Raw genomic sequence first — 12400 nt, 5'->3', positions numbered from 1 at the left:
CGACTGTTTATCAAAAACACAGGGCTCTGCGAAGTCGCAAGACGACGTATAGGGTCTGACGCCTGCCCGGTGCCGGAAGGTTAAAGGGAGGTGTGCAAGCACCGAACTGAAGCCCCGGTAAACGGCGGCCGTAACTATAACGGTCCTAAGGTAGCGAAATTCCTTGTCGGGTAAGTTCCGACCTGCACGAATGGCGTAACGACTTCCCCGCTGTCTCCAGCATCGACTCAGTGAAATTGAATTCCTCGTGAAGATGCGAGGTTCCTGCGGTCAGACGGAAAGACCCCGTGCACCTTTACTATAGCTTTACACTGGCATTCGTGACGGCATGTGTAGGATAGGTGGTAGGCTTTGAAGCCAGGGCGCCAGCCTTGGTGGAGCCACCCTTGAAATACCACCCTTGCTTTCATGGATGTCTAACCGCGGCTCACGCCCGGGACAGTGTATGGTGGGTAGTTTGACTGGGGCGGTCGCCTCCCAAAGAGTAACGGAGGCGTGCGAAGGTGGGCTCAGAGCGGTCGGAAATCGCTCGTTGAGTGCAATGGCATAAGCCCGCCTGACTGCGAGACTGACACGTCGAGCAGAGTCGAAAGACGGCCATAGTGATCCGGTGGTCCCGCGTGGAAGGGCCATCGCTCAACGGATAAAAGGTACGCCGGGGATAACAGGCTGATGACACCCAAGCGTCCATAGCGACGGTGTTGTTTGGCACCTCGATGTCGGCTCATCGCATCCTGGGGCTGGAGCAGGTCCCAAGGGTTTGGCTGTTCGCCAATTAAAGCGGTACGTGAGCTGGGTTCAGAACGTCGTGAGACAGTTTGGTCCCTATCTGCCGTGGGTGTCGGAGAATTGACAGGATCTGCCCCTAGTACGAGAGGACCGGGGTGGACGCACCTCTTGTGGACCTGTTGTGGCGCCAGCCGCATTGCAGGGTAGCTACGTGCGGACGGGATAACCGCTGAAAGCATCTAAGCGGGAAACCCACCTGGAAACGAGTTCTCCCTTGAGAGCCGTTGTAGACGACAACGTTGATAGGCTGGATGTGGAAGCGTGGTGACATGCGCAGCTTACCAGTACTAATAGCTCGATCGGCTTGATCACTCTCATTACCCCATGCCCATCGGGGGGCGTCCCTCGAGATGACCCCTCGCACGATCGCCGTAGACCATCGTCTACGGCGAGCCCCTTCCCGATCCTCGGGAGGGCGGATCGACCAGTTTCACGAACGAACGTCCTCTGCCGGCCTGGTGGCCCTTGCGAGGGGCCCCCACCCGATCCCATTCCGAACTCGGCCGTTAACCCCCTCAGCGCCGATGGTACTCTGGCTCAAGCCACGGGAGAGTAGGTCGCTGCCAGGCCTGCCGAGGACGTTCGAAACCTTCTCTTCTCCTGTGGGCTCTATTCCGGACTCCGCTATTCCACCCCGCGACGGCCTCCTCATGCATGACATTGGGTGGCGGCGGGGTTGGGCCGTTTGTCCTGCCGATGCAGGTTGCGGATCAAACATGCACTAGCCCCTGCGACGGATCGATTGAGGTCCAAGGGCAACCCTCGAGCAGCTCGGTTTGCGGGCTCACCGGTCGCCCTCGACCCCATCCCAGGAGGAGCGCCCTCGCGGGTGTGGCATCGCACGGGGTGAGGTGGAATTATCCTTGTGGTGAAGCTGAAGCGCCCCGGAACCGTCCGGACGGCGGAACGTGTTCCATGCAGGTCCGGGCGCGGTTGTGGTCCGATCGGTCCAGGTCGAGCTTCTCGCCCATGTCCGGTTGAGCGAGTGGAGCTTCCCGGCCGGGGCGGATGGCGAACGGATCGAGCGGCGTCGTCGGCGCGGTGCGCCGGCACCACCCGCGCCAAGCTGTCGTGCTCAGTGGCCGGCGGAAACGGGGTGGCCGTCGCGATCGTCTAACCGCGCAGCTGAGGGACGCCGGAGGGTCACGCTGGGCCGCGCGAACCCTACAGTTCGCCGCGCTCCCCCTTCTTTCCGGAGCTGCACACGATCTCATCGGCGTTGACGACAGTCCTCCAGCTCGCCTTCCCGTACGCGGGCAGAACGCTCATCGCTAACGCCCTACGAGGCGGAAGGCTGTGAGACGGGCCATCCGCAGCCGACCCGCGCCCACCATACGGATGATGCGGGTTGAGCCGAGCTTGCTTCTTCCAGCAAGGTACCGGAGCTTGCGCGCGCATCCCGATGGGAAGGGCCGACAACATCCGCACCAACATGCCGAGAGCTAAGAGCGCTTTTGGCTCACGCAGCCGCCGTTCGAGTGCCTCGCGACGCGGCTGCCTACCGACTTGCGAGGCGAGCCAAGGGTCGACGATCGTGGCCTCCTCATCGGGACCATCCAAGTCCTGAGGTCGGGCTGGCGCCGAAGGGACGCGCCGCCTCGAGTAGCGTTACGACCGTTTCGTGCGGTGCGGCGTGGAAGGGCGTCTAGGTCGACGGTGTGCACGCTCCTGCAGTCGTCTGGCGGACCTCTCGCCGCGCCTCGAATCCGGTCCTCCGCGGTGACTGCACGCCGTTGCGCCGCTCATGGCGAAAGGGGAGCGCCACCACGCCATCGGTCCCCAGGCGACCGGACCTCCAAGATGCATGCCCCGACCGATGGCCAGCGCTGGCCGGTCGCCTTCCCGCTCGACCGATGGCCAGGCGACCCGCTGCAAGGTTGCCGAGACCCTCCTAGGGGACATGCCGGCGTACGGCATCAAGATGATACGCCGGACGGTCGAGGTTGACGGCGCTCCGCCCGACTTCCCGCCGAAGACCAATCGACGTCGGAGAAGCTGTGTCTCAGCCATCCCTCTCCCGCGACCGCAACGCCATCGAGCGCACCTTCGGGTGGCTCGAAGAACCCCACCGCTTCGCCACCAATGCGACCGGCCGCGACCAGACTTTGCGGCACCGTCTGCCCCGCTGCGACGGTCGGGCTATATGGATGTGGGTTCCGACCGGTGAACCGCGCGCAGCCCGTCCAAACCCACCCATCTGCCCGGACGCTCGCCCTACGTCTTCGCGTCTAGGGGAACCCAACTCGGGATGCATCTTGGACTGCATCGACGACGTCCACGGGGCGAGCGTGAAGCTCTCAAGCACCGTGCAGGATGTTCAGAGCTCGGAGCGGGTGGGTGGCTGGGACGCGGCTTCGACGCCCCGCGGACCGCGGACCTGTCCGCGCCTGCTGACGTCGCACCGGAGGCACCTGTCCAGCTCGGACCGGCGGCTGCTGCGGACGCGCCGCGGGGCGCTGCGGAGCGGCACGGCGGTCCGTCGCGTTGTCGCCGCGGGACGCCGTATTTATAACCCAATCCGACGCGTGGCACGGCCCGCTCCTTTCACCCGGGCCCTGCCACATGCTGCGAAGGCACAATGCTCCCCATGAGGCCAACCCAAGCCCCCAAACGCGAGACCGTCACGCGGACGGCGGAGCCATCCACCCCGCGCGTGGACGGCGTGACGCTGTGGGTGGACGGAAGACCGCTGCGGTGCCGCAAAGGCGAGCCCGTGGCGAGCGCGTTGATCGCGGACGACATCAGGTACCTGCGCGACAGCCCGACCGGGGGCACGCCACGCGGCGCGTTCTGCATGATGGGCGCGTGCCAGGAATGCGTCGCCGACGTCGATGGCACGCTGCGTCAGACCTGCCTCGTGCCGGTTCGTGACGGGATGCGCGTCACGCTCGCGAAGCGATCGTGAACGCGCTCGCCCCGCCGCCGGAAGCGGCTGCGCAGGTCGTCGACGTCGCGGTGATCGGCGCGGGCCCCGCGGGCGCGAACGCCGCGCTGGCCGCCGCCGAGGCCGGCGCGTCGCTGGCGCTCGTCGATGAGGCGCCGGCGGCCGGTGGCCAGGTGTGGCGCGCCCCTCCCCCCGGCTGGCCCGAGCTTACCGGGGCCGAGGGAGCTGCTGGCGAGGCGCTGCGCCGCAGGGTGGGCGCCGGTGCCATCAAGCTCCTCCTCGGCCATCGGCTGTGGTCCATCGCGCGGCTCGAACCCGGTCCCTTCCGCATCGACCTGTCCGCCGAGGGCGGTCCGAGGACGCTGCTCGCCGAGCGGATCGTCGCCGCCATGGGCACCACCGAGCGCGTCGTGCCTTTCCCCGGCTGGACGTTGCCGGGCGTCATCGGCCTCGCCGCGGCGACGATCCTTCTCAAGGCATGGGACACGCTGCCCGGTCGCCGCACGGTGGTGGCCGGCGCGGGCCCCCTCCTCCTCGCGGTCGCCGCGGGCATCGTGAGGAAGGGCGGCACGGTCGCCGCCGTCGTCGACCTGTCGTCCCGCAGCGAGTGGCTCGGCGTCGTGCCTGCGCTCGCGACGCGGCCCGACCTTGCAGCGCGCGGCGCCCGGTGGTGGGCCGCGGTCGCGCCGCGCGTTCCGATCCTCCATCGCCATGGCGTGCGCATCGCACGCGGCGCGACGTCCGTCGAGGCGGTCGAGGTGGGACCGGTCGATGCCGCTGGCGCACCCGTCGGTGAGGTGACGACGTTCCAAGCGGACAGCCTTGCAGTCGGCCATGGCCTCGTCCCGGCCAGCGAGCTGACGCGCTTGCTGCGCGCCCGCCACGTGTTCGACCGCGCGCTCGGCGGCTGGCGGCCGGACTGCGACGCCGACGGCCGCACGTCCGTGCCGGGGCTCTACGTCGCTGGCGACGGTGCGGGCGTTCGCGGCGTCGACGCCGCCGTCGCCATGGGGCGTCGGGCGGGGGCGGCGGCGGCCGGAGCGCCCCCGCGCGCGGACCGCGACCGGGCCGTCGTCGGCCGTGCCATGTCCCGCCTCACCGCGCTGCGCCCGGCGATGGTTGCCGCGGTCCCGCACGACGCGGTGGTGTGCCGCTGCGAGGACGTCACTCGCGGCGCGATCGACGAGGCCGTCGGCGCCGGCGCGCGGGACGTCAACCAGCTCAAGCACTTCACGCGTTGCGGCATGGGCCCGTGCCAGGGCCGGATGTGCGCCGACGTGGCCGCCGAGCTCCTCGCCGTCGCGCTCGCCGGCCGGACCGACGCCACGGCAGTGGACGCAGCACGCGTGCTGGTCGGCCAGTGGACCGGCCGAACGCCGCTGCGTCCCGTCCCCCTCGAGGATCTCGTCGGCGACTACACCTACGCCGACATCCCCGTCCCGCCGCCGGCACCCCTGTGACGGCTTCCTTCGACACCGCGGTCGTCGGCGGAGGCATCCACGGCGCGACGGTGGCGCTGTTCCTGGCGCGCGCGGGCCAGCGCGTCGTCCTGCTCGACCGCGGCGCGCTGTGCCGCGAGGCGTCGGGCGTCAACGCCGGCACCCTCACCATGCAGATGACGCGCGTCGCGCTGATCCCCTACGCGCTGCGCGGCCACGCGATGTGGCGGACCGCGCGCGATTGGCTCGGCCACGACGTCGGCATGGTGACGACGGACGGGCTGTCCCTCGCGTTCACGGAGCGCGAGGCGGAGCTCCTCACCGAGCGGGCGAGGCTGCGTAGGGAGGCCGGCGCGCCGATCACCATCGTTTCGACGGATCGCGCCCGCGAGGTCGAGCCGGGGCTGTCGCGCCGCCCGCTCCTCGCCGCGCACTGTCCCGTGGACGGTTACACAGCAGCGTACCTGACGGGGCGTGCCTACCGCAGGGCGCTCGTTGATGCTGGCGCCGACCTGCGCGAGGACACCGAGGTCGTCGGCGTCGAGCCCTTCGGTCGGGGCTACGCCGTGCGTACGGCGGTGGGGGAACGGGTGAGGGCCAGCCGACTGGTCCTTGCCGGCGGCGTGTGGCTGGAGCCCATGGCGGGGTGGCTCGGCGTGCGCCTCCCCATCAAGACGCTGATCAACCAGCTCGCGGTCACCGAGCGCCTCGCACCGGTCATGCGCACCGTGATCGGCATCGCGAGCGGTCTCTTGTCGCTCAAACAGTACCCGAACGGCACAGTGGTGATCGGCGGTGGCTGGCAAGGCATCGGCGACCGCGAGCGCGGCGGGCACACGCTCCACGCCGACCGGCTGATCGGCAACATCCGCCTTGCGTGCCACGCGATCCCCGCGCTTTCCGGCGCCCGACTCGCGCGGGCCTGGGCGGGCCTGGAGGCGGAGACGGCCGACGCGATGCCCGCCGTCGGCCCGCTGCCCGGCTATGACGGGGCGTGGGTCTGCGGCAGCGTGCACTCCGGCTACACGAGCGGGCTCGCCATCGCCAAGCTCCTCGCCGACGCGATCCTCGGCCGCGAGCCGGAGCTGCCGCTGTTTCCGGTGGACCGCCTCGTCGGCGAGGCAGCCGCGTCCGTGCCGGTGCTCGAACGGGAGGACCACCAGTGAACCAGCCGTCCCGCTGGCGCGGGGTGATGCCGGCCGTGCCGGTTCCCGTGCGCGAGGATGCGTCGCCGGACCTGCCCGCGTTCGGAGCGCTCCTCGGCTCGCTGAGCGACGAGCGCGGCATCACCGGCTTCCTGGTCAACGGTCATGCCGGTGAGAACGGGACGCTGCCGCTCGCCGACCAGGTGGACGTGGCGCGCGAGGCCGTGCGCGTCGTGGCGGGGCGCGTCCCCGTGGTGTCGGGGGTCAACGTCGCGTCGAGCGCCGCCGCGACGCGCCACGCGGACGCCCTCGCCGAGGTCGGCGTCGACGCATTGATGGTCTTTCCGCCCGACGGCTGGGCGCTCGGCGCCGAGCACGACGCCGTCCTCGCCCATCACGCGGCGATCGCCGCCGCCGGACGCGACCTCCTCCTGTTCCAGGCGTCGGTGAAGGCCGGGGCGATGGCCTACGGTCCGCGCACGCTCGCAGCGCTCGCGACGATGCCCGGCGTCGTGGCGGTCAAGGAGGGATCGTGGGAGGTGGCGGCCTACGAGGCCAACCGCCGGCTCGTCCGCGAGGTCGCCCCGCACGTCGCCGTCATGGGGTCGGGCGACGAGCACCTCTTCACCAGCGCCGTCGTCGGCAGCGAGGGCGCCATCGTCAGCCTCGCCGCCGTGGTGCCAGCGCCCATCGTCGCGCTGCTTGACGCCGTGGAGCGTGGCGACCTCGCCGCCGCCCGCGCCGCGCACGAGCGGATCTACCCGCTCGCCCTTGCCGTCTACGGCGTGCCGCCGGGCGGCCGCGCGACGCAGCGCCTCAAGACGCTCCTCCGCGTGCAGGGCCGGTTCGCGAGCGACCGCATGGTCCCACCCGCCCAACCGACGCCCGCCAAGGAGCACGGTCGGTTGGAGGACGCGCTGCGGCACGCCTCCAGCGCATAGCGCGGTCGGTGGCGGCGCCGAGGCTCGCTGCAGCCCTTGCCGGGCAGCCCCTCGGCGCTCGCGGTGCGCGGCGAACCCCCCCGGCCTCTATCGGGTTAGCTCGCAAGAGCTCATTCGAAGGACATCCCATGCGCAGATCGCCCCTCGCCATCCTCCTCGCCGCCTTCGTGGCCACCGCGACGCCCTGCCTGGGACAGGACGGGCCGGTCGTCGTCGGGGCGCCCGATCGTCCGCCGTTCGCGTTCACGGGCTCGGACGGGGCTTGGCAGGGGATCGCGATCGACCTGTGGCGCATGAGCGCGGAGGAGCTCGGCCTCGCCTACGAGATCGTGCCGCTGGAGGCGGACGGCGCCGGGGCGCTCGGCGGCGGAACGGTCGACGTCGCGCTCGCGGTGGACGCGACGGCCGAGGGGGAGGCGTCGGCGGACTACCTGATGCCGTTCTACACGGCCACCCTTGCGGTCGCCTCGGAGCGCGAGTTCGTCTTGGCCCGCGTGCTATCGAGCCTCTTCAGCATCGAGTTCGCCCGCATCGTCGCAGCGCTCAGCGTCCTCCTGCTCGCCGTCGGCGCGGTGGTGTGGGCGTTGGAGCGACGGCGCAACGCCGACCAGTTCCATGCGCGCGCGCTGCCCGGCCTCGGCGACGGCTTCTGGTGGGCCGGTGTGACGCTCACCACCATCGGCTACGGCGACAAGGCGCCCATCACCTTCCTCGGCCGCGCGGTCGCCATGCTGTGGATGCTGATGGGCCTCGCGGTCTCAGCTGCCCTCACCGCCTCGGTGATCTCGGTGGTCAACCTCGAGGCGGGCCGGACGCTCTCCGTGCCGGCGGACCTTGCGGAGCGGCGGGTCGCCGTCGTGGAGGGCTCCTCCGCCGGTGCTTACCTTGCGAGCCTCGACGTCGACGTGACGCCCGTCGCCTCCTTCGGCGCGGCGCTCGACGCGCTCGCCGGCGGCGCCGTCGACGCCGTCGCCGGCGGCGCTCCGGAGCTGCGTAGCGCCGTCGCGCGCTCGGGGCTCGAACTCACCATCTCGACGACGACGCAGGACCCGCAGTACGTCACGCTCGCCCTCGCCTCGGAGGCGGACGAGGCGCTCTTCGAGGAGCTCAACCGCGCCATCCTGCGGCGCATCACCAGCGACGAGTGGTGGGCGCTCGTCGAACGCTACCTGCCCAGCGAGTAGGAGCAGGCGGCGCTCACCCATCGAGCGGTGCGACCGGCGGGGACAGCGCCACGGTGTAGTGCAGCGCGTCGGCGGTGACGGCGCGCACGAGCACCGCCTCGCCGGTGCGGCGGCCGAACCCCGGGCGCTCGATGGTGACCTGCACCCGGTGCGCCCTGCTGGGTCCGGTCGCCACCGACCTCACCTGCGGCAGGAGCAGCGCGAGGGCCTCCCCGGCGAGCCCCCGCGAGCGCGCCGCAACGACGCGCTCGACCATCGCCGGCGTCGCCCCGGGCAAGGCCGCGAGCACGGTGGGCGCGGCGCGCGAGGGATCGACGGTGCCGTCGGGGTTGTGGACGGTGACGAACGGCGCCAGCGCCCCCACGTCCGTCGCCGTCACCCCGAGCACGAGGCCGAGCTCGGCGACCGTCCTGAACGGGGCGTCCCGCGGCGCCCGCCCGGGCGCAGCGCCGTAGTCCGGAGCCTCGGCGCCGCCGGGCTGCGCGACGAGGTCCGCGTCGCGCCAGTCGACCACCCGTGCGGCGAACACCTCGGGCGCCATCGTGGTTCGCCGGGCCGCCCGCCACAGCCCGGCGAGGAGCTCCGGCTCGGCCCCGTTGAGGTCGACGAACGCCGCCTCCGTCTCCACGGCGAGCCGCACGATGCCGTCGTCGAAGCGGACGACCTCGCCGTCGAGGGCGCCGAGGGGTCGGCCCTGGCCGTAGAGCTGGTACCCGGCGATGGCGATGCCCGCCTCGAACAGGGCGTCGAGCACAAGCAGATCGAGCGCGAGCCGGGCCGTGTCGGTGGCGCCGCGCGCGGCGAGCGTGGCGGCGCCGACGACCGCCGCCATCAGCGCGAGCGCGGACAGGACAGCCACAAGGACGAAGCCCCCGACGCGGTCGCGTCGGGGGGTCGGTCGGCCGTCACTCGTCATCGACGGGCGGCCGTCGTGAGCAGAACGCTTCGGCGGTGGCGGCGCACCCGGCCTCGGCGTCGACCGCGAGGGTGATGCGGTCCGCGAACGTCGCCTCGCCGAGCCTTACCAGCACGGTATCCGGCATCGTCCGCGACGGCGGCCAGACGCTCGTGACGAGCTCGGCCCCGCCATCGCCTGCGGAGGCGTAGGCAAAGTCGATCCGCCCCCGCACCGCGGCGACCTCCACGGCAGGGCCGAGGGCGACGTCGTCCATCCCGCGGGCTGCGGGATGGAGCGGACCCTCGGCGCGTAGGAGCTGCGTGCCGGCTGGGTCGATGACGGCCTGGAGGACGACGAGCGTGCCGTGGCCCTGGGCGCCGTCCTGCGCGAACGTGAGCCGGTCCGCTGTCCCCTCGAACACGAAGTCGCCGTCGCGCCCCCAGCGCGCGCGCACCGCGGCGGCGACATCCCGGCGCAGCGCCGCGATGAGCAGCGCGGTAGCCTCGGCGCGCTCCGCCCGCGCTGCGGCCCGCTCGCCTGCCGCCGCCATCAGCGAGATCGTGGCGGCGAGCCCTGCAAGGATCAGGCCGGTCAGCACCATCGTCGCCAGCGCCTCGACCATGAGGAAGCCGTCGCGCCGACCGCGCCGCCGTCGGGCAGTCACGGGCTGCGCGGCACGACGCGCACCGTCTCCACCTCGAGCGGTCGAGCGCCTGGAACCGACACCGCGAAGCGCACCCGGAGCGGCGTCCAGTCGGCAGCCGCGGGGGACGGCGTCTCGGCCGGCGGAAGCGCCAGGGCCTCGAGCGACATCGACCAGCCACGTCCGCCCATGGTCCCGCTCCGCCGCTCCGGGGGGGCGACGGGGCCGAGGGGCGCCGCGAGCAGCGTGCGCGCCACCCGCTCCGCACCCACCACCTCCTCCGCGCGGCGGGTGCCGGCGGTGGCCGAGACGAGGCCGCGGTGCACGCCCACCGTCACGACGGCCAGCACCGTCAGCGCGACGAGCACCTCCACGAGGGTGAAGCCGGCGCGCCGGCCTCCGCGTCCTGCGCAGCGTCGCCTCACCGCACCACCTCCACCGCGCCGGTGTAGGGGTGGACGCGCACGACCCGCTCGCGAGCGCCCGCGACGAGCCGCACCACCGCCACGGAGGCGCGTCCGTCCGGCGAGAACTCCAGCCGCGGGACGCCGACCTGCCACCTCACCCCATCCGCGAGGTCGAGCCGGGATGCGCCCGACACCATCGACCGGTTGGTGACGTCGACGACCACGGGCGCGCCGGAGCGCACGGCGGCGTTGCGCCGACGCTCCAGGAACGTCGCCACGGCCTCAGCCTGACGGTGCAGCGCCGCGGCGCCGCGCGAGGTCGTCGCCCAGGGCAGGACGAGGCTCGCGACCAGCGCCACCACCGCGAGGGCAAGGAGCGTTTCGACGAGGGTGAAGCCGTCGCTACTGCCCCGCGACGTCATCCCCGCCGCCCTCCCGTCCGTCGGGTCCCATGGAGGCGAGCACGTAGCGCCCCCCGTCGGGCGTGTAGTCGTAGGCGTTGCCCCACGGGTCGAGCGGGACCGCGCCGTCGCGCAGGTAGGGCCCCGACCACCGGTCGGCGGCGCTGGGCCGCTCGACGAGGGCTTCGAGCCCTTCGCCCTCGGAGGGATAGCGCCCGACGTCGAGGAAGTAGAGGTCGAGGGCGGCGCCAAGGGACGTGATCTGCAGCGCCGCAGCGCGCTCGCGCGAGCTCGTCAGGTAGCCGAGCACCCTCGGGGCGACGAGCCCCATGACGAGCCCCAGGATGACGAGGACGACGAGGAGCTCCACGAGGGTGAAGCCGCCGCGGGTGTCGCGCCGACGGGCGCGGGAGCGATCGGAGGATGCCATTGTCTACGCGATCCTGCCTTCTGCCGATGACGCTACACAAGAAGGTCGTTGATGCCGACGAGCGCCGACATGACCGAGATGATGACCCAGGCGATCAACAGGCTGACCGCGACCATCAGCACCGGCCCCAGCACCGCGGTCAACCGGGCGAGCGCGGCTGACAGCTTCGCCTCGGTGAAGGCGGCGATGCGGTTCGCGCTCGAGGCGAGCTCGCCCGCCTCCTCGCCGACGCGCAGCATCTGGACGACGTGGCGCGGCATCAGCCCCTCCCGCGCGAGCGCGTCCGACAGGCGCCGGCCCTGGCGCACCTCGGCGAGCACGCCGTCGAGCCGCTGCGCCGAGGCCGGCAGGCGCAGCACGCCCCGCACGAGGCGCAGCGCGGCGGTGATGTCGACCCCATTTCCGATGAGGACCGCGAGCGTCCGGCAGAAGGTCATGGTCTCGTGATGCGCGACGATGGCGCGCGTTCCCGGCAGGCGCGACAGGAGGACGATGCCGAGCGCCCGCCCGCGCCCGAGCCGACTCGCGACAAGGGCGCCGGCGAGGAGCGCCGCAAGGCCGAGGCCGAGCGCGTCCGCATGGTCGCGGAAGGCACGCGACAGGTCGAACACGAAGAGCGCTGCCGGGTCGAGCTCGTCGCGGAAGCCTTCGATGGCTGCCTCGAACTGGGGGATCACCGCGCCGAGCACGAACGCCAGGACGCCGAGCGCCGCGACGACGAGGAACGAGGGGTAGGCGAGCGCGCCGATCACCCTCGTGCGCAGCGCCTCGGCACGGCGCCGCTCGGCGGCAAGGCCATCGAGGGCCTCCGCGAGCCGGCCCGCAGCCTCCGCAACGCGCACGGTCTCGACGTACACTGGCGGGAACTGCGCCGGGTGACGAGCCAGCGCCTCCGAGAGGCTCGACCCGGCCGCGATCTCGGACTTGAGGCTGCGCACGAGGCGCTGGAGCCAGCGCCGCTCCTCGAGGTCGGCGAGGATCGCGAGCGCCTCGTCGAGGACGACGCCGCCGCTGAGGAGCATCGCAAGGTCGGCGGTGAGGGCCGTGACGTGCTGCGGCCGCGGTTCAGGGGCGAGGCGAGCGAGGACGCCGCCGGAGGAGCGCACGGGCCGCGTGCGCAGCGACGTCAGGCCCGCGCGGGCCAACGCGTCCGCGGCATCGGCGACGGACGCTGCCTCGATGGCCCCGTCGGAGACGTTCCCGGCGGCATCCATCGCGAGGTACTCGAACCGCGTCACG

At 71.9% G+C, this 12400-nt stretch carries 11 protein-coding genes and 2 rRNA genes (1 of these 13 running past the window's edge); 7 read left to right on the top strand and 6 right to left on the bottom strand.

All coding sequences use genetic code 11. The annotated features are described in order from the left end of the window. From ACOOE8_RS11920 to ACOOE8_RS11890, 7 genes are all read left to right on the top strand, one after another. A 23S ribosomal RNA gene (locus ACOOE8_RS11920) occupies positions 1-1101 on the top strand; it begins 1606 nt to the left of the window's first position. Between the two features lie 142 nt (positions 1102-1243). Beyond that, positions 1244-1358 (top strand): 5S ribosomal RNA (gene rrf, locus ACOOE8_RS11915). Between the two features lie 2084 nt (positions 1359-3442). Next, positions 3443-3694 carry a (2Fe-2S)-binding protein gene (locus tag ACOOE8_RS11910; RefSeq protein WP_420391679.1) on the top strand — a complete coding sequence of 84 codons (252 nt, stop codon included), beginning with the start codon at positions 3443-3445 and terminating at the stop codon, positions 3692-3694. Continuing rightward, positions 3691-5133, top strand: coding sequence for an NAD(P)/FAD-dependent oxidoreductase (locus ACOOE8_RS11905; RefSeq protein WP_420391678.1), 1443 nt, complete (start codon positions 3691-3693; stop codon positions 5131-5133). Before ACOOE8_RS11910 ends, ACOOE8_RS11905 begins: the two co-directional genes overlap by 4 nt. Next, positions 5130-6278: an NAD(P)/FAD-dependent oxidoreductase gene (locus ACOOE8_RS11900; RefSeq protein WP_420391677.1), complete on the top strand. Its 1149-nt coding sequence runs from the start codon at positions 5130-5132 to the stop codon at positions 6276-6278. The genes ACOOE8_RS11905 and ACOOE8_RS11900 overlap by 4 nt, the downstream gene beginning before the upstream one ends. After that, positions 6275-7198, top strand: coding sequence for a dihydrodipicolinate synthase family protein (locus ACOOE8_RS11895; RefSeq protein WP_420391676.1), 924 nt, complete (start codon positions 6275-6277; stop codon positions 7196-7198). The genes ACOOE8_RS11900 and ACOOE8_RS11895 overlap by 4 nt, the downstream gene beginning before the upstream one ends. Positions 7199-7326: 128 nt before the next feature. Then, entirely contained in the window at positions 7327-8382 is a 1056-nt protein-coding gene (locus ACOOE8_RS11890) for an ion channel (RefSeq protein ID WP_420391675.1), read from the top strand. A gap of 13 nt (positions 8383-8395) precedes the next feature. On the opposite strand, the gene ACOOE8_RS11885 is transcribed toward ACOOE8_RS11890, so the two are convergent. The 6 genes from ACOOE8_RS11885 to ACOOE8_RS11860 are packed head-to-tail and all read right to left on the bottom strand — an operon-like array spanning position 8396 to position 12399. Continuing rightward, positions 8396-9298 (bottom strand): general secretion pathway protein GspK, encoded by a 903-nt coding sequence (locus tag ACOOE8_RS11885; RefSeq protein WP_420391674.1) that lies wholly within the window; start codon positions 9296-9298, stop codon positions 8396-8398. Then, positions 9288-9944 carry a hypothetical protein gene (locus ACOOE8_RS11880; RefSeq protein WP_420391673.1) on the bottom strand — a complete coding sequence of 219 codons (657 nt, stop codon included), beginning with the start codon at positions 9942-9944 and terminating at the stop codon, positions 9288-9290. The genes ACOOE8_RS11885 and ACOOE8_RS11880 overlap by 11 nt, the downstream gene beginning before the upstream one ends. After that, a complete protein-coding gene (locus tag ACOOE8_RS11875) occupies positions 9941-10348 on the bottom strand; it encodes a PulJ/GspJ family protein (protein WP_420391672.1) in 408 nt (135 codons plus the stop codon). The genes ACOOE8_RS11880 and ACOOE8_RS11875 overlap by 4 nt, the downstream gene beginning before the upstream one ends. After that, on the bottom strand, positions 10345-10752 hold the full coding sequence (locus tag ACOOE8_RS11870; RefSeq protein ID WP_420391671.1) for a prepilin-type N-terminal cleavage/methylation domain-containing protein: 408 nt from the start codon (positions 10750-10752) through the stop codon (positions 10345-10347). Before ACOOE8_RS11870 ends, ACOOE8_RS11875 begins: the two co-directional genes overlap by 4 nt. Continuing rightward, positions 10733-11161 (bottom strand): type II secretion system major pseudopilin GspG, encoded by a 429-nt coding sequence (gene gspG / locus ACOOE8_RS11865; protein ID WP_420391670.1) that lies wholly within the window; start codon positions 11159-11161, stop codon positions 10733-10735. The genes ACOOE8_RS11870 and gspG overlap by 20 nt, the downstream gene beginning before the upstream one ends. Positions 11162-11193: 32 nt before the next feature. Then, the gene (locus ACOOE8_RS11860) at positions 11194-12399 is read right to left on the bottom strand and encodes a type II secretion system F family protein (protein ID WP_420391669.1); all 1206 of its coding nucleotides are present in this window, start codon (positions 12397-12399) and stop codon (positions 11194-11196) included. Position 12400: the final 1 nt, after the last annotated feature.

Origin of the sequence: Acuticoccus sp., assembly GCF_965213555.1 — a bacterium.
Lineage (GTDB): Bacteria > Pseudomonadota > Alphaproteobacteria > Rhizobiales > Amorphaceae > Acuticoccus.
This window is presented reverse-complemented; position numbering and strand designations above follow the sequence as displayed.